The organism is Leucobacter aridicollis (assembly GCF_013409595.1).
GTDB lineage: Bacteria > Actinomycetota > Actinomycetes > Actinomycetales > Microbacteriaceae > Leucobacter > Leucobacter aridicollis.
Map to the genome: position 1 here is coordinate 862,452 of NZ_JACCBD010000001.1, position 22,221 is coordinate 884,672.

The window sequence follows — 22,221 nt, forward strand, 5'->3', positions numbered from 1 at the left end:
TCACGGTAGTTGATGTTGGTGCATCGGGCCAGACACATTGTTCTAGTTCAAGTAGAGTTATTGGTGAAAGGAGCGCGCATGCTGATTCGGATTGACGAAGCGAGCGAGCGCGCGATCTACGAACAGATCGCCGACTCGATTCGTGCCGACATCGCCGCGGGCAAGGTTCGGGCCGGTGCCGCGCTCCCTGCCGCGAAGCGGCTTGCCGCCGCGCTCGACATCAACGTGCACACCGTACTGCGGGCCTATCAGCAGCTGCGCGACGAACGGCTCGTCGACCTGCGGCGCGGCCGGGGCGCCGTGGTCACCTCACTCGCCGGCACGCTCGTCGAGCTCTCGAGCGAGGTCCGCGACCTTGTCGACCGTGCCAGCCTCCTCGGGGTGAGCCAGGTCACCCTCGCCGCGCTGGTCGCGCATGCCGACCCCAACGGCGCGCCGCCGTCAGGCCGCGCCCCGATCCCGCTGACGTTCTCACAGGAGCAGACCGCCGCATGACCGAGACCGCTCCCGCCCAGCCAGCCCCCGAGTCGCACCCAGACTTGCCCCGCGCGCGCATGGCCGCGCGCGTCGTCGGGCTCATCATCCCGGTCGGCCTCGTCATCGTCGGCGTGATCGTCTCGCTCGTCTGGCTTCCGCGGCTGCCCAACCCGGTGGCGGTGCACTGGAGCGGCGCAGGCGTCGCTGACGGGTTTGGCAGCCCGGCGCTCAGCCTAATCATGTTCCCGATCACTGGCCTCATCGTGGCGGGGCTGTACTTCGTAACAAGGGTGCAGGACCTGCAGAACCGGGCGCGGCCAGGCGGCGACATCTGGGGCCCGATCAATCGCCTGACGCCTGCGATCGTCCTCGGTGCAGCCGTGCTGATCTTCTCGCTGAACATGGTCACGACGGCGATCCAGCTCGACCTCCCCGACGCCAGGCAGCTCGAGCCGAATCTCGCCGTCACGATCGTGCCGGCGGTCGCCGGGCTCGCCGCTGCCGTACTCGGCTACTTCGCGCAGCCGCGGCTGCGGGTCTCGGCGACCGTCGAGGCCGATACAGGCGAGCCGCTCGAGCTCGCTCCAGCCGAGCGCGTCGCCTGGGTCGGCACGATCGGCGTGAGCCGGGCGTACCTCTGGATCATGGGGGCCTCGTTGGTGGTGCTCGTCGCCTGTCTTATCCTCGTGGCAAGCATCAGACCGGCTGAACCTGCCGGAATCTCGATCGTTGGCGCCTCGCTACTGGTGGTGGTCGTGCTCACGGTCACCTGCATGCGGTTCAACGTGCGCATCGACGAGCGCGGCCTCGAGGCGAGGTCGTTCGTCGGCTGGCCGGTGATGCGCGTGCCGGCGGACCAGGTAGTCACGGTCGAGGTGGGCGATATCCACCCGTTCGGAGAGTTCGGGGGCTGGGGCTGGCGGCTCTCGGTCGACGGCAAGATCGGCATCGTGATGCGCACGGGCGAGGGTATCCGCGTCACGCGACGTACGGGCCGACCGCTCGTCGTGACGATCGACGACGCCGAGTCCGCGGCCACCGCGCTTGCGACGGCGGCACAGCAGGCACGCGCAGGGTCGGTCGCCCCGGACGGCCAGACCGGCACCGAACGAGCCAACGGATCCCGCGGGGAGGTCACCGAATGACGACGCGCACACCGATCGCTCGCGCGCAACGCGCCGCCCTGTGGATCGGCACGATCGTGCCGCTGGCGCTCCTGACTGTCTCGGTCATCGTGCAGCTGCTGTGGCTGCCGCGAATGCCTGACCCGGCAGCGACGCACTGGGGCCCGTCGGGTCTGCCAGACGGCTTCGGACCGCCGTGGACGAACGTCGTGTTGTTCGCCAGTATCAGCCTCGCGGCCCTGCTGCTGCCGCCCCTCCAGCGGTTCCAGCTGCGCCGCGGGGACGCCGTCGGCGCGGGCCGCAGCTGGGCGGCGGCGAACCGGTGGATGCCCGCGTTCACCCTCGGCATGGTCGTGTCGCTGCAGCTCAACGCGCTCGGAACGGCGTGGGTCCAGCTCGATGCGGTCGACGCCCGCGAGACCGGCTCGACGCTCGGCTGGCTTCTCGGCGGCTGGCTCGCGGGCGCGGTCGTCTGCGTCGCCGCCTATCTCCTGCAGCCGAGCCTGCGCATCGACCCGGAGGAGGGGGAGCCGGCCGCGCGGGCGCTCCCGCTCGGGGCCACCGAGCGCGCGGCCTGGGTTGGCGAGATCCGCCCGTCTCGTGGCGTGGGGTGGGCGCTCGGCGCGGTGAATGTGTTGCTTGCTGCGATGGCGGCGTGGATGTTCACCGTCGAGCCGCTTGCTGGCTGGATCGGCGTCGGCACCCTCGCGGTCGTCGCGGCGGGGACGGTGATGTGCATGTGGTTCAGCGTGCGGATCGGGCCACAGGGCTTCGAGGCGCGCTCGCTGGTGGGGTGGCCCGTGTTCAGGATCGCCGCGGCTGATGTCGCCGACGTGGTCACCGCGCGGATCGAACCGCTGGGCGAGTTTGGCGGCTGGGGGCTGCGCTTCGCCGGCGGCCGCACCGGCCTCGTGCCGCGCGGCGGGGAGGGGCTCGTCATCACCCGCCGGAACGGCAAGGTGCTCGTCGCGACCCTCGACGGTGCAGAGGAGGCTGCGGCCGTGCTTGTCGCCGCTGCCCGGGCGGCAGGCCCAACGACTGACCCAGCAGCGCAAGTGCCAGACGCCGCTGACGCAACTGACCGACCGAATCTAACGAAGGAGACTCGCAATGACGCAGGAACCGATTGAGCGACCGCAACCCGAACCGCTCGCGCGGGTGCCCTGGGTCGCCGTCGCGGTCTTTGTGGCGCTCGCGTGGGGGCTCGCCTGGCTGGTGATGCTCCCGATGTGGCGGCTCGACCCCGTCGCTGCCGCGACGATGCCGGTGGGCACGCAGATGCTGCTGCAGTTGTTGCCGTCGGTGATGATGTTCACGCCGGCCGTCGCGATGCTCGTCGTGGTCTTCGTCTTGAGGTCGCCTAGGCGGGGGAGGGCCCGGTTCCTCGGCCTGTGGCCGCTCCGCCCCGCAAAGCGCGTGGTCTGGTTCATCGTGCTCGGGAACTTCGGCCCGATGGTGATCGTCGCGCTCGCCCTCGGCGTCGCGACGCTGCTGGGGTGGTTCACCCCCGACTTCGCCGAACTCTCGGGGTTCGCGGCGACGCTCGCAGCGAGCGGCACGCCGCCTGAGCTCGCGCGCACGGTGATGCTCACGCAGCTTGCGGTGATCCCGTTCGCAGGCCTCATCAACCTGTTGCCGGCGTTCGGCGAGGAGATCGGGTGGCGCGGCTGGTTACTCCCCGCGTTGCGCCCGCTCGGAACCTGGCCCGCGCTGCTCGCGAGCGGCGTGATCTGGGGCCTCTGGCACGCCCCGGTCACGCTGCTCGGCCACAACTTTGGGCTGTTCGACTGGCGCGGCGTCGCGCTCATGACGATCGGCTGCGTCTTCTGGGGGATCCTGTTCGGGTGGCTGCGGCTGCGCAGCGCCTCCGTCTGGCCGGCGGTTATCGCGCACGGGGCGCTCAACGGCGTCGCCGCCATCTGCATGGTGTTCACGATGGCCGGCGCCCCGCTCCCGATGCCGCTCGTGAACCCGCTTGGCGTCTCGGGGTGGATCGTTGCGGCCGTCGCGATTGTCGCGCTCGCCGCGACGGGCCAGTTCAGCACACAGCCGAGCCTGGCGCCGCCGCGGCGCTAACGCGCAGACCCCGCCGGGCTAGTTCGCTGCTGCCTCCGCCTGGAACCAGGCGGGGAGCAGCAGCGGGAGGTTCTCGAAGAAGCGCTCGCGCGACATGTCACCCTCGAGGATCCAGATCCGGATCGCGCCGGTGGCGCCGTTGGCGAGGAACGCCGCAGCGACGTCGAGGTCGACGTCGGGCACGGCGGGCTTCCGCTTGCGGCGCTTGGTGAGGTAGGTCTCCGCGACCTCGGTGAGGAAGCGGGAGAGCATGATCGGGATGGTGCCGTCGACCTGGTCGCTGAACGCGATCGTGTAGAGGTCGCGCCGCTCCTCGAGGTGGTCGAGCGCCGTGTAGATGCAGTGAGTGAACGCGTCGATCTCCGGCGCGGGGGCGCCGCCCCGGCAGACCTCCGAGAGTTCCGAGTACAGGGCATCCGCGAGCGCCTCCGCTGGCGTCGTGTAGTGCTTGTAGAACGTCACCCGGTTGATGCCAGCACTCTCGGCGAGCTCCGAGACAGTGATTTCCCCAACTGGCTTCTGAGTGGCGAGATCGGTGATCGCCTTGTGGAGTGCGGCCCGAGTCCGCAGGATACGCGCGTCAGTCATGGCCCCAGCCTAGCGCTGTTTCATGGAGGAAAGGCAGCATAGGAAACTGTTTCTGTTGTCGGAACTGTAGAGAATGTACCAATTAGACGGGCCACGTCTGTCGATATGTCACGTTTCCAATGTTGCTGCCTCGAATTCTTGCACGTGAACACTGCGTACCAACGCGTCAGCGTGTCGACAGCCCCCGTTTACGTGCGGAGCGTACCTTGTGCAGTACCGGGCACCGTGCCCGGTTGAGGAGGCCGTAGCCCCCCTCGAAAGCTACGGCCGACTCGTTTCGCCGGGGCCGCCCCGGCAGAACGAAGGAGCCGCCGTGGCAACTATCCGAGAAACCATCACGCAGCCGGCGATCGGCGAGGCCGAGCGCCTCGCGCAGGCGGAGCGAACCTACGTGCTCGACACGTCGGTGCTCCTCAGCGATCCGTCGGCGATTTTCCGGTTCGCCGAGCACAGCATCGTCTTGCCTGTCGTCGTCGTGACGGAGCTTGAGAAGAAACGGCACGATCCCGAACTCGGGTACTTTGCGCGCCGCGCGCTCAGGCTCCTCGACGGACTGCGTGAGCGGCACGAGCGACTCGACTTCCCGGTACCTGTTGGCGAGGATGGCGGTACGCTGCGGGTCGAGCTGAACCACTCGAGCGCCGAGGTGCTGCCGAGCGGCATGCGGCTCGGCGACAACGACACCCGGATCCTCGCCGTCGCCCAGAGCCTCGCGAGCGAGGGTCTCGACGTGACGGTGATCTCGAAGGATCTCCCGATGCGCGTGAAGGCCGCCGCGCTCGGCCTCGGTGCCGAGGAGTACCGCAACGATCAGACCGGCGACGACAGCTACCTCGGCACGACCGCGATCGAACTCACGGACGCTGACGTCGACGCCCTCTGGGAAAACGAGCGGCTCGATGATGTGGAGGCGGCCCGCGGCCTCGTCGTCGGAACCGGGCTCGTCATTAGCTCGCCGACGGGGTCCGCGCTCGGTCGAGTCGACGGCGACGCGTCGCTCAGGCTCGTGCGGGGCGACCGCGAGGTCTTCGGCGTGCACGGTCGGAGCGCGGAGCAGCGCCTCGCGATCGACCTGCTGCTCGACCCAGAGGTGGGGATCGTGTCGCTCGGCGGCAAGGCCGGCACCGGCAAGTCGGCGCTCGCGCTCGCCGCGGGCTTGGAGGCCGTGCTCGAGCGGCAGCAGCACCGCAAGGTCATGGTGTTCCGGCCCATGTATGCGGTGGGCGGCCAGGAGCTCGGCTACCTCCCCGGCGATCAGCAGGACAAGATGAACCCGTGGGGGCAGGCGGTGTTCGACACCCTCGGCTCGATCGTCTCGCAGAACGTGCTCGACGAGGTGGTTGCGCGCGATCTCGTTGAGGTGCTCCCGCTCACGCACATCCGCGGCCGGTCCCTGCACGACGCGTTCGTGATCGTCGATGAGGCGCAGTCGCTCGAGCGCAATGTGCTGCTCACGATGCTCAGCCGGATCGGGCAGCGCTCACGGGTCGTGCTCACGCACGATGTCGGCCAGCGCGACAACCTGCGCGTGGGCCGGCACGATGGAATCGCGGCGGTCATCGAGAAGCTCAAGGGGCACTCGCTGTTCGGCCACGTCACGCTGACGCGCAGCGAGCGCAGCGATATCGCCGCCCTCGTTACGGAGCTGCTCGACTCGTAGCGGGGCAGGATCGGGGCGGGCCGGCGCTAGCGTGAAGCTGCGCCGGCCCGCTCTGCGTGGTCCCAGCGCTCGGTGGCGGCAAGGTTTGCCGAGGCGCTCGCGCCGGCGGCCTCGGAGTCGCGGCGCCGGATCGCCTCCAGCACCTCCTCGTGGCCGCGCGGGTCCTCTCTGCTGAAGCCGTCGCGGGTGATCGCCGACTCGACGGATTCTCGTAGCCGCGGCAGCAGGGCTGCGTAGATCTCGAACAGGATCGGGTTGTGTGCGGCCCGCGCGACCTCCTCGTGGAACGCGGCGTCCGCCTGCGCCCACACGGCGGCGTTCTCGCGCGTCGGCGGCTCCGCGGTCACGAAGGATCGGTACTCGAGCGCCTCCGCGATCCTCGCGATGTCGTCGTCGTCCGCCCGCTCGGCTGCGAGGCGCGCGAGCTGCGGTTCGATGGCGGCGCGGGCCTCGAGCACATCGCCGATCGAGCCGCCCGAGCGGGCGAGCGCCCCGGGAACTTCGCTCCGCGCGGTCACAAACGTCCCGTCGCCGCGGCGCACGTCGAGCATGCCGCTGTACTGCAGCGCCCGGATCGCTTCTCGCAGGGTGCCGCGGGCGACGCCCAAATCCGCGATGAGTTCGGGCTCGGGCGGGATCCGCTCGCCGACTCGCCAGCGCCCCTCGACGATCTCAGTGCGGAGTCGCTCGACGACCTGGTCGCTCAGCGAGGACTGGCGTATCGGATCAAGGCTCATGTGTGCAATGATAGTACGTCTCAAAGGTTAGACGTTTGACGTTTGGATGAATATGACCCACTTCTCTGCCCCCGCCCGCCGGCGGCCCGCGCTCATGCTGATCGCGCTCGTGCTCGTCGCGCTCAACCTGCGCCTGGCGATCACGAGCGCCGCCGCGCTGCTCACGCTGCTCACCGAGAGTGGGGCGCTGAACTCGGCGACTGTCGTGCTCATTCCAGCGATCCCGACGGCCGTGTTCGCCGTCGCCGGTGTGAGCACCGCGAGGCTCGCCGGACGCTGGGGCGTCGAGCGGACGGTGGCGGTCGGGCTCGCCGTCCTGAGCGTCGGGCTGCTCATCCGCGCGATCCCGAGCCCGTGGATCGTCGTGCTCGGCACCGTCGTCGCGACCGGCGGGCTCGCCGTCGTGAACATCCTCTTGCCCGCCGTCGTCCGCGCGCACTTCGGGCGCAGCATCGGCACGGTGACCACGGTCTACTCGACCGCGATGTCGCTTGGCGCGGCGACCGCGGCCGCCACCGCCGTTCCGGTCGCGGTCGCCGTCGGCAGCCCGACCGTTGGGCTCGCGGCCTGGGCCGTGCCGGCGCTCATCGCTCTCGCCGTGTGGGCAGTCGTGATGCCGATCGCGCGACCCGCGCGCCCCGCGGCCCCCGCGCCCGAGGCTGGGGTACGCCGCGAGCGCGCCGCCTACCCTGCCGGAACCTGGCTCCTCGCGAGCTTCTTCGCGATCCAGTCGCTCCTGAGCTACGTCGTCATGGGGTGGCTTCCGACGATCGCGACCGACGCGGGGCTGTCGCCCGAGCGCGCCGGTCTGTTGCTCGGCATCACGATGGCGGTGGGCGTGCCTGCGACGGTGCTCGTCATGCCGCTTGCGCGCGGCGCCGGCCGGATGCGGGTCGGGTTCGCGGTCGTCGGATCCGCGACAACGGCGGGCGTGCTCGGGCTGCTGTTCGCCCCGCTCGCGCTGCCCGAGGTGTGGGCCGGCCTCCTCGGGCTTGGCATGTGCGCGTTCCCGCTTGCGCTTGCGCTCATCGCGACGATCGGCACTGACGCGGCGGAGTCGGCGCGGGTCTCGACCGCAGTTCAGTCGATCGGGTACACCGTCGCGACGCTCGGCCCCCTCGGGGCGGGCGCCCTGCACCAGGCGGCGCAGTCGTGGACGCCCGTGCTCGTGCTGCTCGTCGTCGGCGCCGCGGCGCAGATCACTGTCGGCGTTGTGCTCACCGGGGTGGTGTGGCGTCGGCGGCCCGGCGGCGACCGGTAGCGGCCTCGCAACCGGCGCCCGACGCGGCGCACGCACCGGCGTAACTGGTGTCGAAACCGGCGGGAACGCGTGAGGCGGGGCGCCGGGAGAGTTCCCGACGCCCCGCCTCACGCGGCTCCTGCGCTAGCCGATCGTGTGATCAGCCGTCTCTGCGGCGGCGGCGCGGCGGCGCCACAGCAGCAGTCCACCGCCCGCGGCGAGTAGCGCGAGCGTTGCAATGCCGAGCGGGACGAAGGACGCGCCGCCGGTGGTGGCGATCGATCCTGATCCCTTCCCGCCCGTGCCCGTGGTGCTGTCGCTCGGCGTGGTGCCGGTCTCGCCCGGCTTCTGGCCGCCGGGATTCTCGCCGCCCGGGTTTTCGCCGCCGGGGTTTTCGCCGCCCGGGTTCTCCCCGCCGGGGTTCTCCCCGCCGGTCTCGGCCGCGGTGACGGTGAGCGGGGTCGACACTGTCTTGCCGTTCGGCAGCACGGCGACGAGCTCGTGCTCGGTGTCAGTCGGGGTGTTCGCCGGGATCGTCACGGTTGTCGAGAACGCGCGATCCTCACCGACCTCGACCGACGCGAGCGCGACCGGCTCCGAGTGCAGCTCGAGCGCGATCTTCGAACCGGGCGCGAAGCCCGATCCTGAGACCTGCAGCTCGCCGCCCTGAGCGACCGATGCCTCGCCGAGCTGCAGCGCCGGGCCGGCGGGAGTCTCGATGCCAGGCTCCGTCACCCACTTCTCGCCGGTGTCGTACTTGGTGACAGTGAACTCGTCGAAGACCTCGCCGACGGCGGGGACCTCGAAAGCGGCATAGACCGGGCGCTCGGCGGCAGTATCGGTGAGCTTGAAGCTCTTCGACCCATTCACCTTCTCGGCGACGTACGAGCGGTAGGTGAGCTGGTTCGCAGTGACGTCGATGACCTGGTAGGTCGTGACGCGCTCGCCGCGGATGACCTGGGTCGCGCCGTTGTTCGTCCAGACGTTCTTTGCTTCGGTCTCGAGGTCGTAGTGCTTTGCGCCCGAGTTCGAGACCGCGTACACCGGTCCGACGGTCATGCCGCGCGTCTCGGTGGTGTCGTCGTTCTTGTAGCCGCGGCCGTACGTGTGGTCGTGCCCCATGAGCACGAGATCGATGTTGTTCTCCTCGAAGACGGGGACCCAGTATTCGCGGAGGACGGCCTCGTCGCGGCCCGAGGACGTCGAGTACACGGGCTGGTGGAAGGTGACCACGTTCCACTTCGACGGGCTCTCCTTGAGCACGAAGTCGAGCCAGGCGGCCTGGTACTCGGTCCACAGGGCCTGGACCTTCGTGCTCGGGCACTCGGCGCCCGTGCAACCGGGGAGGTTCGCGGGCTTCAGGAACGTGGTGTCGCGTGTGGCGTTCAGCGTGATGAATCGGACGCCCTGGTAGTCGGTGTAGTACACGGTCTCGGCCGCGAAGTCTGCCCAGTGCTCGAAGTATGCGGCGTACTGGCGTGCGACGTCAGAGTCGCCCTGCGCGCGGCCAGCGAGCTCACCGATCGTCTCGGTGGACGGCTGGTTGAGCGGGTACTCAAAGTGGGCCTTCCACGAGGCGAGCGTCTTATCGCCCGAGTACTCGTGGTTGCCCGGCGCGGCCATGACGTTCGTGCTCGTCGCCGAGCGCTCCATGCCCTTGAACCAGTTCAGCCACTCGGTGTCATTGCTGCCGGTGTTGATGAGGTCGCCGGCGTGCACCGAACCAATGGAGCGAGGCGCCTTGGCCTCGGCCTGCTCGACGACGGCGGGCCAGGTGGTGTCGAGGCCGATCTGTGCGTCGCCGTAGTAGACGAACTGGAAGTCGGTCGCGCCCGGGGTCTCGGTGGTGAACCTGTACCACTCGCTCATGCTGCCCTCGGTCCCGACGCGGTAGCGGTACGCGGTTGCGGGGGCGAGGTCGGTGACTGTCGCCGAGAAGTGCTCCTTCGCGTTGCCGTTCACGGCGCCAACCGCGCGCGCATCGACGACGCGGGTGTCGCCGCCAGCAGCGAGCCCGATCTCGACCGCACCGCTCTTGTGCGTCTCATCGCCAGCGAGCCACGAGAACGACTGCGACGTCGCCGGAGTCTCGGTCGGCGTCAGGATCACGCGCGTCGGAGCGGCGACCACCGGATCGGTGCCGCCACCCTCATCGGTCTTGGGTGAGAGCTGCAGCTTCGTCATGTCGAAGTACGCGTCGGACGAGGTCTCGCGATCCTGGTAGACGGCCACCGCGATCGTGTTCGTGCCGTCCTGCAGCAGCGCCGGGTCGACAGTGAAGTCGGACACGACAGGGTCGCCCTTGCTTTCGCCCGCGTACTGCAGGTTCGTGGGCGACGCGTCATCGACTCGGGCATCGAGGAAACCGGCGACCTTCTGGCCGTTGACGAACACTCTGGCCGCGTCGTCGTGGATGATCGACGCGGAGACCGCATCAACCTCGCTCGCGACGCCGGCCTCGAGCTCGATCGTTGTGCGGAAGAAGTAGGTCGGAACCGTGTTCTTCGAGTCGCCGTCGATGTAGTGGGCGAGCTTGGTCGCGGGCATGTAGGGGCCGACCGCGGCGAGCTCGTTCTTCTTTACGCCGAAACCGCTCGCGGCAGTTGGCCACGCCGAGTCATCGTACCCGGGGGCCGTCCAGGCGTTGCGGTCGGCGTTGCCCGCGGCCGGGTCGACGTTGGTGTCGAGGTACTTCCAAGCGGTGCCGGTGGAGACGAGGGAGGCGGCGGGGACGACCGGGACGGCGGCCGTCTCGGCGGCCGCGGTTGTCGCCGAAGCGGGGCTCGCGAGTGGGATGGCAAGGCCGGAGCCGACGAGCGCGGCGAGCGCGAACGCCGTCGCTCCTCTGCGTAGTCGGGGCGGGCGAGCGGGGTTCGTCATATCGTTCCTTCAGACTCGATTGCGGCACGTGTATGGGCGCCCGCAGGGCGCCCTCAACTACACAACCGAACCCGAATGGCCCCGGGGTCGCCCGGCGGTAGCCGGTTCGCGACGTCGAGGTGCACGGCAGATGAACGTGCGGGGCAGGCTGGGGTGCGCGAGCTATGGGCGGGCCGGCTGGCGTGCGCCGCCCGGCTCGTCATCCTCGTCGTCTTCGTCGTCTGGGTCTGGGGCGATGTCGGGGAGCACGATCACGCCGGTCTGCAGCGCCTCGTCGATCACAGCCTCGACCTGGCGCTGGCGGCGCAGCTGGATACGGCTGAGCGCGCGCTGCTCGGGAAGGCTCCACCCGAATCGAATGGCGAGGAGGCGCAGCAGCGTCGTCACGACGACGCAGACGACGCCGGCGATGAGCACGGGGGCGCCGAACTGCAGCATGACGAGCAGCACGACGATTCCGCCCATCGACGCGACCGCATAGAACGAGCCGACGTGCATGAGCGCGATCGGGATGTTCAGGATCATGTCTCGCAGCACACCGCCGCCGACCGCGGAGACCGTGCCAATGAACAGCGCGGGCAGGACGGGAAGTCCGAGCGCGAGCGCCTTCGTCGCGCCGATCGCGCCGAACATTCCAATGCTCACCGCGTCGAGCAGGGTGACGACCGGATCCACCTTATGGAACAGGCGCGGCACGAGCATGCCAACGAAGGCAGCCAGCGTCGCGGTCAGCAGGTACCAGTTGATCGAGAACGCGGCCGTGGTCGTGTTCAGCAGGATATCGCGCAGGAAGCCCCCGCCAATCCCGGAAGCGATGCCGACGAGTGCGACCCCGAGCAGGTCGAGCCGCTTGAAGCCGGCCGCGAAGAGGGCGCCCTGGAGGCTGCCGACGCCGACGGCCGTGAGTTCGGCCCAGAGGGGAAGCGTGAAGGTTTCGTCAAGCACCCGACTATTCTCCCGTATCGCCGGTGCGGAGCTGCGCAGCGTAACCGGTGAGCGAGCGCTGATACTTCGGCAGCGTCGGGATGAGCGCCTCGAGCAACACTGCGACGGCCTCCGTGGAGCGGCCGGCTGCGTGCAGCGCGAGCGCGTGGAAGGCATCGGGCGACGCGCCGAGCTCCTCGTGTCGAGTCGTCGTCTCGAGGACCCGCACGGCCTCGTCGGTGCGGCCGAGGACTCGCAGCGTCGACGCGTACTGCACGTCGAGCTCCGCCCGCGGCAGACCGGCGAGGCCGAGGGCGATTGCGCGCTCATAGAGTTCGGCGGCGCGCTCTTCATGTCCGGCGGAGTCGTGGGCGCCGCCAAGCTCAAAGGGGCCGCGCGGGTCTGATTCGGGGAGCTCGGCCGCGAGCGCCGCAATGCGCTCGAGCACCTCCTCCTCGGTGGCGCTGGCGTCACCCCAGACGCGGTCGACCCGTACCTGCCAGGTGTCGGCGGGGCTGGCGGCGGAGCGGGCTGAGGCGTCGGCGGTCATGAAGCCAGCGTAACGCGGGCGCTGGCGGCGCGCCCCGCCCGGCACCCTGTCGAGCCGAAACCGCATCTACCTTCCGAGATCGGTCCGCACATTTCGGAACTGCGGTCGGTCTCGGAGGACAGATGCGTGCTCGGCAACCCCCAGCATGGCCGCACGAACGCGTTCCTCTCGAAGGTGCTGTAGCGGCCCGATACCGGGGAGACGCGAAAGCGGCTCGGGATCCGATGTGGATCCCGAGCCGCTTTTTTGCGCGCTGTGCGAACTACTTCGCGACGCCCGGGTGGGTCATCGAGAGCAGATCGAGTGCCTTGTCGAGGTCAGCCTCGGTGACCTCGCCGCGCTCGACGTAGCCGAGGTCGATGACCGCCTCGCGCACCGTGATGCCGGCGGCGACCGAGTGCTTCGCGATCTTCGCGGCAGCCTCGTACCCGATGAGGCGGTTGAGCGGAGTGACTGTCGAGGGGCTCATGCCCGCGAGGGTCTCCATGCGCTCGATGTTTGCCTCGAGCCCGGCGACGGTCTTGTCGGCGAAGACGCGCGAGACGTTCGCCAGCAGGCGGATCGACTCGAGCAGGGCCGTGCCCATCACCGGGATCATCACGTTGAGCTCGAAGTTGCCGCGAGCGCCGCCCCAGGCGATGGTCGCGTCGTTGCCGATCACGCGAGCGCAGACCATGAGGGTCGCCTCGGGGATGACAGGGTTGACCTTGCCAGGCATGATCGACGAGCCGGGCTGCAGATCGGGAATGTGGAGCTCACCGAAACCGGTGTTCGGGCCCGAACCCATCCAGCGGACGTCCTCTGCGATCTTCGTGAGCGAGACGGCGATGGTACGCAGCGCGCCCGAGGCCTCGACGAGGCCGTCGCGGTTGGCCTGTGCCTCGAAGTGGTTACGCGCCTCGGTGATCGGCAGTCCGCTCGACGCGGCGATCTCGGCGATGACCTTCTCGGGGAAGCCGAGCGGGGTGTTGATGCCGGTGCCGACAGCGGTGCCGCCCTGCGGGACCTCTGCGACGCGAGGGAGTGCGGCGTCGATGCGCTCGATGCCGTAACGGATCTGCGCGGCGTAGCCGCCGAACTCCTGGCCGAGGGTGACGGGGGTTGCGTCCATGAGGTGGGTGCGGCCCGGCTTCACGGCCGACTTCCACAGCTCGGCCTTCTCCTCGAGCGCCTCGGCGAGGTGCGCGAGCGACGGCTTGAGCTGCTCGATGAGCGCGCCGGTGACCGCAACGTGCACCGAGGTCGGGAAGACGTCGTTCGACGACTGCGAGGCGTTCACGTGGTCGTTCGGGTGAACGGGAGCGCCGAGGTGCTTGGTTGCGAGGCTCGCGAGGACCTCGTTCATGTTCATGTTCGACGAGGTGCCAGAGCCGGTCTGGTACGTGTCCACGGGGAACTGGTCGTGGTGTGCGCCACCGATGACCTCGTCGGCCGCAGCGACGATCGCCTTCGCAATGTCTGCGTCGAGAATGCCGAGGTCGGCGTTTGCCATCGCCGCCGCGCGCTTGATGCGCGCGAGCGCGACGATCTGAGCGGGCTCGAGGCCCTTGCCCGAGATCGGGAAGTTCTCGACAGCGCGCTGCGTCTGCGCTGCGTAGATCGCGGACTTCGGTACGCGTACCTCGCCCATGGTGTCGTGCTCGATGCGGTACTCGATCTCTTCAGTCACAGTTGTCCTTTGCTAATGGGGTGTTGATGAGGATGTGTTAATTCAGGGGAGCGAGCTCAAGCTCGACGGGGCCGACGGCCGAGTACGGCACTGCGCGGCCCTCGGTGAGCCGGTACTGGAGCCCGACGATCGCGAGGGTGCCGGCGTCGACGGCGTCGCTGATCGCGCGCGAGGTGCGCAGCAGCTCGTGGACGGTGGCGCCGAGGTGGAGCCGGCCGACGGCGTTCGCGTCGATGTCCGCCGCGTTCACATACGGGGTGTCGGTATGGCCCTGCAGCCACAGCTGCTGCACGGACGGCTGGATCGGCGCGAGCGTGTGCTTCACGGAGCGGGTCGTCTCGGACGGCTCGCGCCCGGTCTGATCGATCGCAGCGGCGACCGCGCCGCACGAGTCGTGCGCGAGCACCACGATGAGTGAGGCCCCAAGCTCGGTGACCGCGTACTCCATCGAAGCCGTGATCGACTCGGCGACCACGTGGCCCATGTTGCGGGCGATGAACAGATCGCCGAGACCGCAGTCGAAGATGATCTCCGCGGCGAGGCGGGAATCGGAGCATCCGAAGAGCGCCACGTCGGGGCTCTGCGAGTTGACGAGCTCGCTGCGCCGTTCGACGTTCTGGTTCGGGTGTGCTGACTCACCGGACACGAATCGCTCGTTCCCTGCGATCAGCGTGTCCCATGCCTCCTGTGGGCTGACCCGCGGGGTGCTGCTCATTCGGTCACCTCTTTCGTCGTGGTGGTGTCGCCGTTCAGGCCGGCGAGCGACTCGCCCACCTGCGTCGCGAGGACTCGGATGGTTGCCTCATCGTCGGTGCCGAAGACGAGGACGGTGTTCGTGCCAATGACGCCCTCGAGGCCGAAGCGCATGTTGACCTCGTCGGCCTTCCGATCCTGATGGTCGTAGACCTGCCAGTCGACGCCGCCGAGATGCTCGCTGCCCGTTGGCCGCTGCTCCTCGAGCTTGGTCGCGATCCAGGTCGCGGGCACGGGGGAGCCGTCGGCGGTGTATGCCTGCACGACGGTCGCGTACGCCTCGTTCTCGGTCGTGTAGTGGACCTGCCAGAACGTCACGTCGCCGTCGATCGCGAGCGCCGCGCGCTTCGCCTTCCAAGTGTCGGGCACGTCGGGCACGGCGAGGGAGTAGCTCGACCCCGAGCTCTCGGCCGCCGCCGCGACGTCGACCGAGCGATCGGGGAAGTCTCCGGCCTCGCGCGGCACCATGAGGTAGATCATGAAGACGACGCCGACCGTGACGAGGAGCGAAAAGACGAGGTTGTTCACCGTCTTCCGCTGCTTGTAGAGGCGGCTGCCCTCGGCCTTGCGGGCGGCGGTCTCGGCCGCGGTCTCTGGCCGACCGAGCTCGGCGACAATGTTCGGGCGCTTGTTTTTCGCCATCGTTAAAATGCTTCGCCGTTCTCGGGCTGCGTCGCGGCGTCGCCGGAGGAGGCGCCGCCCTGACGCGCGTCCTCGAGTCGTTTGCGAGCACCGATCAGCCACTCCTCGCAGCGGGTGGCGAGGGCCTCGCCGCGCTCCCACAACTGGATTGACTCTTCGAGCGTGGCGCCGCCCTGTTCCAGGCGACTCACCACCTGAATGAGTTCGTCGCGGGCCGCTTCATAGCTCAGCGCAGCGACGTCTGCTTCGATCGGGGCAGTCATAGCTTTCAGTCTAGCCGCTGCGGCTTGGAGACTCGCGATACGGCAGCTGTCGGACCTGGCGGCAGCGCACACGTTAGGCTTTTTCCGTGCTTCGCCTGACATTCTTCCTCGGCCTCGGAATCCTGCTCGGCGGCGTCGTGTCCGCGCTCGTCGGGCCGCCGGGTGCCGCGTCGTGGGCGTTCCCGGTTGGCCTGATCACTGCGGTCGTGTCTGCGGTGCTCGTCCTGCTCGGAAAGTCGCTCCGGGGCCTCGCGCTGCCGTCGGAGGAGCAGGTGCAGTCCGCGCTCGCAGACGGCAGGGTAGGTCTCGCCCGCGTCGACGCGCTCACGCAGACCGGAACGCAGATCAACGAGCAGCCGGTGTGCGACATCGACCTCACCGTACGCCCGGTGCGGGGCGGCGTCTACCGTACGCGGGTGCGGCGGATCGTGCAGCTCACACAGATCCCCCGTTTCCAGCCGGGGACGCGGCACGTCGTCGCGATCCTCGCCGAGGGCGCGCCAGACGTTGCGCTCACCGACGAGGATGCGACTGCGGAGATCTGGGCCGACACCGAGTTCCCGCCCGCGGCGGCCGCGGGGGAACTGCGCCTCGGTTCGGCGGGCGGCGCGCCAGGCTCGCGCAGGCCGCTCATCGGCACCGGCAAGAGGTCGCGGCCGATCCGGATCGCGGTCTTCGTGCTTGCCGGCCTGCTCGCCGGCGCCGCCGTCGTATACCCGTACCGCGCTGGCCTCGCGGAGACCGTCGCCGCGATCCCCGAGGGACGGTTCCATGCCGACCTTCGTGAACCGGCCGCGCTCGACCGGGCCCTGACGGCGCTCGCCGCCGAGGTCGGGCACGATCGCGTCGTGAGCGTGACGGTCTCGGAAGACCTCGTCACCGTGAACGCACCGCTCACCCCGGAGAGCCTGAACGTCGACCGGTGGACCTACCGGAAGGGCTCCGTCACGCACGGCGGCCCCGGCGCCCCGCAGCCTGAGACACTCAGCGAGCAGTTTGCGCTCACGGAGATCGACGCCGGTGCGATCCTTCGCGAAGTGGAGCGCGCGGCAGGGGAGGCCGGAGTGAACAGCCTCGATGGCGTGATGTACAACGCGAGCAGGGGGTTGGCGCAGACCGACGAGGATCCGTGGAACACCGAACGCTCCGGCCCCGTCAGCGTCTCGTTCGTGATCAACGACGGCTACCGCAGCTCATCGTTCAGGGTGGCGCCCGACGGCAGCGGCCTCGAGAGCACGGACTAGCGCCGGGGTCTAGGCCTCGGGCCCCGCGGACGTGGCGCCGAGCTTCCCGCCGACGACGCTTACGCGAAGGGCCGTGCCCTCGGGGGCCTCTGCCGGGTCGCGCAGCACGTCGCCAGTCGGCAGCTGCACGATCGCGTAGCCGCGCTCGAGCGTTGCCTGCGGCGACAGCGCGGTGAGTCTGGCGCGGGTCTCGGCGAGCGTGCTCGCGCGGTCGACGATTGCGCGGTCGGCGAGCTCGGAGCCGCGCGCGACCCACCGCACGAGCTCCTCGGCGCGGTCGTCGACGATCCTGTCGGGGCTGGCGAGCACCGGCCGTTGCCTGAGCTGCGCGATCCTGTCGGTCTCGTGCGAGAAGAGCTGGCTGAGCCTGCCTGACATCCGGCTGCGCGCCTGGTCGATCCCGGCGAGCTCCTCCCCGACGTCGGGAACGACGCGCTTGGCGGCGTCGGTCGGCGTCGACGCGCGCAGATCGGCGACCTCGTCGAGCAGCGGGCGGTCCGCCTCGTGCCCGATGGCGCTGACGATCGGGGTGCTGGCCTCGGCTGCCGCGCGCACGACGGCCTCGTCCGAGAACGGGAGTAGATTCTGGAAGTCTCCGCCGCCGCGCGCGACGATGATGACGTCGACCTCGGCGTCGGCGTCGAGCGCGCGGATGCCCGCGGTTACTTCGGCGGCGGCGCGGTCGCCCTGCACCGCCGCGTAGTGGATCTTGAACTGGACGCCCGGCCACCGCAGTGTCGCGTTGCGCACGACGTCCTTCTCCGCGTCGGAGTCGCGGCCCGTCACGAGTCCGATCCTGCCGGGCAGGAACGGTAGGCGCTGCTTGCGGCCCTCGTCGAAGAGGCCCTCGGACTGGAGCTGCCTGCGCAGCCGTTCGAGCCGTTCAAGAAGCTCGCCGAGGCCGACGTGCGCGAGGTCGAACACCTGCATCGTGAGCGAGCCGCCCTTGACCCAGAAGTTTGGCTTCACGAGCGCGATCACCCGGTCGCCCTGCTTGAACTCGGCGGTGAGGCGCTGCGCGACTGAGCGCCAGACGGTGAAGCTCACCGTCGCGTCCTGGGTGAGGTCGCGGAGCTTGCCGTAGACGTGCCCGCCGCGCACCTGCCACTGGGTGACCTCGCCCTCAACCCAGACCTGGCCGAGCCTGTCGATCCAGCCGGCGACCTTCTCGCTCATGAGGGCGACGGGCCACGGGGCTTCGCGGGTTGCGGGTGCTTCTGCTGCCATGACGTCGAGCCTACTCGGCGGCCCCGACGGGCGGCGCCACGACGCACACTTGGCGGGGACAGCTCCCAGATCATCCGCTCAGCGTTCCAGCGTAGACTTATGGGCATGACAGAGCAGGGTTCGGTTGTTGATCAGCGCACGGTTGGTGCCCCGGTTGTGAGCCTGGCGATGCCGCGCATGCGTCGCCTCGGCGGCAGGCTGAAAAACGAGCCGGTGGACGGCGACAAGCGCGTGCTCCTCGCCGCCCCGCGCGGCTACTGCGCTGGCGTCGACCGCGCGGTCGTCGCCGTCGAGAAGGCGCTCGACCGCTACGGCGCGCCCGTCTACGTGCGCAAGCAGATCGTGCACAATGTGCACGTCGTGCAGACGCTCGAGAAGATGGGCGCGATCTTCGTCGAGGAGGTGGAGGAGGTGCCCGAGGGCGCGAACGTCGTGTTCTCGGCGCACGGTGTCTCTCCCGCTGTCGTGCAGGCCGCTGAGGATCGACACCTGCACGCGATCGACGCGACCTGCCCGCTCGTCACCAAGGTGCACCGCGAGGCAGTGCGCTTCGCGAAGCAGGACATGGAGATCCTGCTCATCGGCCACACCGGCCACGAAGAGGTCGAGGGGACCGCCGGCGAGGCACCCGATCACATCACGATCGTGAACTCGCCCGACGACGTCGATGATCTTGTGGTGCGCGATCCTGATCGCCTCGTGTGGCTCTCGCAGACGACGCTCTCGGTCGACGAGACGATGGAGACCGTGCGCCGCCTGCGCGAGCGGTTCCCGAACCTGCAGGATCCGCCCTCGGACGACATTTGCTACGCGACGCAGAACCGCCAGGTCGCGATTAAGAAGATCGCGCCCGAGGCCGACCTCGTGCTCGTCGTTGGGTCGACGAATTCGTCGAACTCTGTGCGCCTCGTCGAGGTCGCGCTCGAGTACGGCGCGAAGGCCGCCTACCTCGTTGATTTCGCCGAGGAGGTCAAGCAGGAGTGGCTCGAGGGCGTGAAGACGATCGGCATCTCGAGCGGCGCGTCGGTGCCCGAGGTGCTCGTGCAGGAGCTGCTCGATGACCTCGGCGAGGCCGGCTACTCCGACGTGAGCGCGGTCGTGACCGCCGAGGAGGACCTCGTGTTCTCGCTGCCGAAGGAGCTTCGTCAGGACGCCTCGGGTAAGCGCGACGCGCGTGCTCTCGGCGGGCGGGTGCGCTAGGGCTCGCTGACCCGCGCGAGGAGCTCGATCAGGATCGCCTCCGCAACCGGGGCCGGGAGCTTCTCGGCGAGCGCCATGAGCGGCGCAAGCTTGCCGGGGAGCGACGAGCCCCGACTGCCGGCGCCGGCGATTTTCAGGATCCGCCACGCCATATCGGGGGAGGGGACGCGGTACGCTCCGCCCTCGCGCTTCGGCGCGAAGCCGAGCGCCTGCATGCCGAGCAGCTCGAGTCGTGGGCTCGCCTGGCGGCGTCCGCGGACCGCGTCGGCGGCGGCCTGCAGCGCGGGAACAAGTTCAGGGAGGGTGCGCTCGGTGACCGGCGTGACAGTCAGGTGAGCGGTGTGCGGCAACCGGACGCCGTTGCGCTGAGTGAAGCCCGGCTGATGTTGGATGCGGAAGCCCCGCGTCGCGAGCTCGTCCGCGAGGTGATGCGGGTCGACCCGCTCGCCCTCGGGAACGCCGTCGTCGGTGACGAGGGCGATCGAGGGGCCGGAGGGGGCGCCCCACACATTTAGCCCGCGGATGAGCGACGCCTCGCGCACGATCGTCTCGGCCGAGCGCACGCACGACGCAGTGAGCGCCGCGTACCCGTCGAACCCGAGCCGCTTCGAGATCGCCCACGCTGCGGCGAGCGGTGAGGCAGGCTTCGAACCGAGCAGCGTAGGGTTCACGACGGGGTATCCCGGCCAGCTCGTCGTCGCGAAGAACTGCGCGCGGTGCCGCTTCCTGCCGCGATGCAGCAGCACCGAGACGCCCTTGGGCGCGTACCCGAACTTGTGGAGGTCGGCAGAAATGCTCGTGACACCCGGCACGCGGAAGTCCCAGTCGGGCAGGCCCGGCCACCAGGGCAGCGCGAGCCCACCGAAGCAGGCGTCGACGTGGCAGGAGACGCCGAACTCCTTCGCGATCCCGGCGACCTCCGCGACGGGGTCGAGCGCGCCGTTCGGGTAGGCCGGCGCGGAGACGACGACGAGCGCGACGTCCGCGCCGAGCTTCTCCTCGAAGCCAGCGGCCCGAACCGAGCCGTCGGGTTCGCAGGCAACGGGATCCCAGTCGAGATCGAACATCCGCGCGGCCTTCTGGAACGCCGCGTGCACCGTCGACGCGGTGACGAGCCGGGGCTGTTTCCCCGCACGGGCAAGCTTCGCGGCGAGCTCGGGGTGGTCGGCGCGCCACAGATCCCGCGCCGTCTTCACGGCGAGTAGGCAGCTTTCGGTGCCGCCGCTCGTGACGCTCCCGACGACGCCACCGCCGAAGCGCGGCGTTCCTCCTCCGAGCGCGCGACGCATGAACGCGATGAGCTCCCGCTCCATGACCGCGATCGACGGGAACGTCGTCGGGTCGAGCGCGTTGAGCGGCCGCGTGAGTTCGGCGGCATCGCGCGCGAGTTCGTCGAGCTCGGAGAGCCCTGAATCGTAGACGTACGAGAGCACGCGGCCGCCCTGCGTCGGTGCATCCCCGGCGCGGAGCTCCGCGAGCTCGGCGAGAATGTCGGCCGCGGACGGCCCGGCGAACGGGCTCGCGCTCACCGCAGGTTCCCCGCGGCCCGCTCGACGTCGGTCTCACTGAGCGTGTAGCCGCGCAGCGTTGCGAGACTCGCGAGCATGAGCAGCGCCGGGAAGAGGCTGAACGCGAGCGCGATACCCGAGACCGCGGTGGCGGGCTGCGTGACAGTCACCGACGCGACGGATTCGACGTAGCCCGTCGCCGCGAGCACGAGCGCGAGCGTCGTCGAGCCGAGCGCCATGCCGGCGGTCTCTCCCGCAGTCCAGACGCCGCCGAAGACCCCCGCGCGTCCGTCAGGATCGTCGGACGTCGCCGCGTCGTGACTCATCACGTCGGGGAGCATCGCCATCGGCATCGTCTGCATGCCAGCGTAGGCGGCGCCGGCGATCCCGACGGGCGCGAGGATCCACATGCCCGGCCAGAGCAGCATGCCGACGAGCGCGATCGTGGCGACGAGGAACACGAGGCTTGCGATGCGGAACGTGCGTACCTTGCCGATGCGGTCCGCGATCCACCGCCAGACCGGGGCGAACAGCAGCGCCGGCGCAATGAGCGACGCGAAGAGGATCGTCACGGCGCCCTGATCGTGCAGCACCCAGGTCGCGACGTACTGGGCGCCTGCGAGCATGAGCCCAGTGGCGAGCCCCTGAAGCATGAACGTCGCGAGCAGCGCGCGGAAAGGCTTGCTGTCGCGGAGCGCGCGGAGGCCCTCCCGGTAGTGCGTCGCGGAAAACGCCTTGTGGCCCGCGGTCGCCGAGATCGTCGGGCTGCCCTGTGGGGCAATTGTCGAGGCGACCCAGAGACTCAGCCCGAGCAGCACGGCAGCTGCGGCGGCCATGATGAGGTAGCCAAGCAGCTGGTTGTCCGGGAACAGGTCGCGGATCTCCGGGCCTCCGGCGCCGAACAGGAGGATCGCGATCGTGAGCACGACCACCCGCCACGTGAGCAGCCGCGTGCGTTCCTTGTACCCGTTCGTGAGCTCAGCGGGAAGCGCAATGTAGGGGATCTGGAACATGCTGAAGAACGTCGCGGCCGCCACGAACGCGATAAGCACCCAGAGAGCGGAGACCGCCGGAGCGAGCCCGGGCGGTACTGCGAACATGAGCACGAACGCGATGGGCAGCCCGACCGCGCCGATGAGCATCGGACCGCGGCGAGAGCCGGTGCGCGCGAGCGTGCGGTCGCTGAGCCCGCCGATGATCGGGTCGATGACGACGTCCCAGATCTTTGCGAGGGTGACGATGAGGCCGGCCGCGAGCGCCGTCACGCCGAGGGAATCCGTGAGGTAGTAGACGAGCACGAGGCCCGGAAGAGTGGCGAAGCCGCCGGTCGCGAGGGAGCCAGCCGCGTAGCGGGTGATGGTGCGCGCGGGCAGCTTGGCGGCAGTGGCTGAGGTTCCGGTCGCGGGCATCCCGGACATCGGAACCGACTCAGAACTCGACGGTGAACTCATGTGATTAG

Annotated in this window: 20 protein-coding genes; 8 read left to right on the forward strand and 12 right to left on the reverse strand. The window is 69.5% G+C overall.

Annotated elements, in window-relative coordinates:
* The first annotated feature begins 78 nt into the window (after positions 1–78).
* The 4 genes from BJ960_RS03860 to BJ960_RS03875 are packed head-to-tail and all read left to right on the forward strand — an operon-like array spanning position 79 to position 3,677.
* The gene (locus tag BJ960_RS03860; RefSeq protein ID WP_121075424.1) at positions 79–495 is read left to right on the forward strand and encodes a GntR family transcriptional regulator; all 417 of its coding nucleotides are present in this window, start codon (positions 79–81) and stop codon (positions 493–495) included.
* Positions 492–1,622: a DUF1648 domain-containing protein gene (locus BJ960_RS03865; protein WP_185986331.1), complete on the forward strand. Its 1,131-nt coding sequence runs from the start codon at positions 492–494 to the stop codon at positions 1,620–1,622. Before BJ960_RS03860 ends, BJ960_RS03865 begins: the two co-directional genes overlap by 4 nt.
* Positions 1,619–2,731: a DUF1648 domain-containing protein gene (locus BJ960_RS03870; RefSeq protein WP_185986332.1), complete on the forward strand. Its 1,113-nt coding sequence runs from the start codon at positions 1,619–1,621 to the stop codon at positions 2,729–2,731. The genes BJ960_RS03865 and BJ960_RS03870 overlap by 4 nt, the downstream gene beginning before the upstream one ends.
* Complete coding sequence (locus BJ960_RS03875; RefSeq protein WP_185986333.1) at positions 2,712–3,677, forward strand: CPBP family intramembrane glutamic endopeptidase; 966 nt, start codon at positions 2,712–2,714, stop codon at positions 3,675–3,677. Before BJ960_RS03870 ends, BJ960_RS03875 begins: the two co-directional genes overlap by 20 nt.
* Before the next feature lie 18 nt (positions 3,678–3,695).
* Here BJ960_RS03875 and BJ960_RS03880 read toward each other — a convergent pair whose 3' ends face one another.
* Positions 3,696–4,265 (reverse strand): TetR/AcrR family transcriptional regulator, encoded by a 570-nt coding sequence (locus BJ960_RS03880; protein ID WP_185986334.1) that lies wholly within the window; start codon positions 4,263–4,265, stop codon positions 3,696–3,698.
* Positions 4,266–4,587: 322 nt separating this feature from the next.
* Between BJ960_RS03880 and phoH2 the strand changes: the two genes are divergently transcribed.
* Entirely contained in the window at positions 4,588–5,925 is a 1,338-nt protein-coding gene (phoH2, locus tag BJ960_RS03885) for an RNA 5'-3' helicase PhoH2 (protein ID WP_307814686.1), read from the forward strand.
* A gap of 26 nt (positions 5,926–5,951) precedes the next feature.
* Here phoH2 and BJ960_RS03890 read toward each other — a convergent pair whose 3' ends face one another.
* Positions 5,952–6,662 (reverse strand): FadR/GntR family transcriptional regulator, encoded by a 711-nt coding sequence (locus BJ960_RS03890; RefSeq protein ID WP_121075407.1) that lies wholly within the window; start codon positions 6,660–6,662, stop codon positions 5,952–5,954.
* 52 nt (positions 6,663–6,714) lie between these two features.
* On the opposite strand from BJ960_RS03890, the gene BJ960_RS03895 reads away from it, so the two are divergent.
* Positions 6,715–7,923, forward strand: a complete 1,209-nt coding sequence (locus tag BJ960_RS03895) for an MFS transporter (RefSeq protein WP_185986336.1) — start codon at positions 6,715–6,717, stop codon at positions 7,921–7,923.
* A 123-nt stretch (positions 7,924–8,046) separates the two neighbouring features.
* Here BJ960_RS03895 and BJ960_RS03900 read toward each other — a convergent pair whose 3' ends face one another.
* The 7 genes from BJ960_RS03900 to BJ960_RS03925 form a co-directional block, all read right to left on the reverse strand.
* Complete coding sequence (locus BJ960_RS03900) at positions 8,047–10,782, reverse strand: fibronectin type III domain-containing protein (RefSeq protein WP_185986337.1); 2,736 nt, start codon at positions 10,780–10,782, stop codon at positions 8,047–8,049.
* Between the two features lie 162 nt (positions 10,783–10,944).
* A complete protein-coding gene (locus BJ960_RS03905; protein WP_307814663.1) occupies positions 10,945–11,727 on the reverse strand; it encodes a trimeric intracellular cation channel family protein in 783 nt (260 codons plus the stop codon).
* A 4-nt stretch (positions 11,728–11,731) separates the two neighbouring features.
* Positions 11,732–12,256, reverse strand: a complete 525-nt coding sequence (locus tag BJ960_RS16645; RefSeq protein ID WP_237463627.1) for a tetratricopeptide repeat protein — start codon at positions 12,254–12,256, stop codon at positions 11,732–11,734.
* 262 nt (positions 12,257–12,518) lie between these two features.
* A complete protein-coding gene (locus BJ960_RS03910) occupies positions 12,519–13,925 on the reverse strand; it encodes a class II fumarate hydratase (RefSeq protein WP_119283147.1) in 1,407 nt (468 codons plus the stop codon).
* 37 nt (positions 13,926–13,962) lie between these two features.
* The gene (locus BJ960_RS03915; RefSeq protein ID WP_185986339.1) at positions 13,963–14,640 is read right to left on the reverse strand and encodes a carbonic anhydrase; all 678 of its coding nucleotides are present in this window, start codon (positions 14,638–14,640) and stop codon (positions 13,963–13,965) included.
* Positions 14,637–15,320: a DUF4245 family protein gene (locus BJ960_RS03920; RefSeq protein WP_185986340.1), complete on the reverse strand. Its 684-nt coding sequence runs from the start codon at positions 15,318–15,320 to the stop codon at positions 14,637–14,639. The genes BJ960_RS03915 and BJ960_RS03920 overlap by 4 nt, the downstream gene beginning before the upstream one ends.
* Positions 15,321–15,322: 2 nt before the next feature.
* Positions 15,323–15,583, reverse strand: coding sequence for an exodeoxyribonuclease VII small subunit (locus BJ960_RS03925; protein WP_121075369.1), 261 nt, complete (start codon positions 15,581–15,583; stop codon positions 15,323–15,325).
* An 86-nt stretch (positions 15,584–15,669) separates the two neighbouring features.
* Here BJ960_RS03925 and BJ960_RS03930 point away from each other — a divergent pair, with 86 nt between their 5' ends.
* Positions 15,670–16,827, forward strand: a complete 1,158-nt coding sequence (locus BJ960_RS03930) for a hypothetical protein (protein ID WP_185986341.1) — start codon at positions 15,670–15,672, stop codon at positions 16,825–16,827.
* Positions 16,828–16,836: 9 nt separating this feature from the next.
* On the opposite strand, the gene xseA is transcribed toward BJ960_RS03930, so the two are convergent.
* Complete coding sequence (gene xseA / locus BJ960_RS03935; protein WP_185986342.1) at positions 16,837–18,054, reverse strand: exodeoxyribonuclease VII large subunit; 1,218 nt, start codon at positions 18,052–18,054, stop codon at positions 16,837–16,839.
* A gap of 168 nt (positions 18,055–18,222) precedes the next feature.
* Between xseA and BJ960_RS03940 the strand changes: the two genes are divergently transcribed.
* Positions 18,223–19,254, forward strand: a complete 1,032-nt coding sequence (locus BJ960_RS03940) for a 4-hydroxy-3-methylbut-2-enyl diphosphate reductase (RefSeq protein ID WP_121075360.1) — start codon at positions 18,223–18,225, stop codon at positions 19,252–19,254.
* Here the strand turns inward: BJ960_RS03940 and BJ960_RS03945 are convergent.
* Together BJ960_RS03945 and BJ960_RS03950 are read right to left on the reverse strand one after the other, a co-directional pair.
* Complete coding sequence (locus BJ960_RS03945; RefSeq protein ID WP_185986343.1) at positions 19,251–20,783, reverse strand: pyridoxal phosphate-dependent decarboxylase family protein; 1,533 nt, start codon at positions 20,781–20,783, stop codon at positions 19,251–19,253. The genes BJ960_RS03940 and BJ960_RS03945 overlap by 4 nt on opposite strands.
* Positions 20,780–22,213: an MFS transporter gene (locus BJ960_RS03950; RefSeq protein ID WP_307814664.1), complete on the reverse strand. Its 1,434-nt coding sequence runs from the start codon at positions 22,211–22,213 to the stop codon at positions 20,780–20,782. The genes BJ960_RS03945 and BJ960_RS03950 overlap by 4 nt, the downstream gene beginning before the upstream one ends.
* Between the last annotated feature and the right edge of the window lie 8 nt (positions 22,214–22,221).

Bases quoted from the DNA above. Each gene is read 5' to 3' on its own strand.
- BJ960_RS03870 (WP_185986332.1), top strand. From the start codon at position 1,619: ATGACGACGCGCACACCGATCGCTCGCGCGCAACGCGCCGCCCTGTGG.
- xseA (WP_185986342.1), bottom strand. From the start codon at position 18,054: ATGGCAGCAGAAGCACCCGCAACCCGCGAAGCCCCGTGGCCCGTCGCC.
- BJ960_RS03940 (WP_121075360.1), top strand. From the start codon at position 18,223: ATGCCGCGCATGCGTCGCCTCGGCGGCAGGCTGAAAAACGAGCCGGTG.
- BJ960_RS03900 (WP_185986337.1), bottom strand. From the start codon at position 10,782: ATGACGAACCCCGCTCGCCCGCCCCGACTACGCAGAGGAGCGACGGCG.
- BJ960_RS03865 (WP_185986331.1), top strand. From the start codon at position 492: ATGACCGAGACCGCTCCCGCCCAGCCAGCCCCCGAGTCGCACCCAGAC.
- BJ960_RS03860 (WP_121075424.1), top strand. From the start codon at position 79: ATGCTGATTCGGATTGACGAAGCGAGCGAGCGCGCGATCTACGAACAG.
- BJ960_RS03895 (WP_185986336.1), top strand. From the start codon at position 6,715: ATGACCCACTTCTCTGCCCCCGCCCGCCGGCGGCCCGCGCTCATGCTG.
- BJ960_RS03880 (WP_185986334.1), bottom strand. From the start codon at position 4,265: ATGACTGACGCGCGTATCCTGCGGACTCGGGCCGCACTCCACAAGGCG.
- BJ960_RS03950 (WP_307814664.1), bottom strand. From the start codon at position 22,213: ATGAGTTCACCGTCGAGTTCTGAGTCGGTTCCGATGTCCGGGATGCCC.
- BJ960_RS03875 (WP_185986333.1), top strand. From the start codon at position 2,712: ATGACGCAGGAACCGATTGAGCGACCGCAACCCGAACCGCTCGCGCGG.
- BJ960_RS03890 (WP_121075407.1), bottom strand. From the start codon at position 6,662: ATGAGCCTTGATCCGATACGCCAGTCCTCGCTGAGCGACCAGGTCGTC.
- BJ960_RS03920 (WP_185986340.1), bottom strand. From the start codon at position 15,320: ATGGCGAAAAACAAGCGCCCGAACATTGTCGCCGAGCTCGGTCGGCCA.
- BJ960_RS03915 (WP_185986339.1), bottom strand. From the start codon at position 14,640: ATGAGCAGCACCCCGCGGGTCAGCCCACAGGAGGCATGGGACACGCTG.
- BJ960_RS16645 (WP_237463627.1), bottom strand. From the start codon at position 12,256: ATGACCGCCGACGCCTCAGCCCGCTCCGCCGCCAGCCCCGCCGACACC.
- BJ960_RS03925 (WP_121075369.1), bottom strand. From the start codon at position 15,583: ATGACTGCCCCGATCGAAGCAGACGTCGCTGCGCTGAGCTATGAAGCG.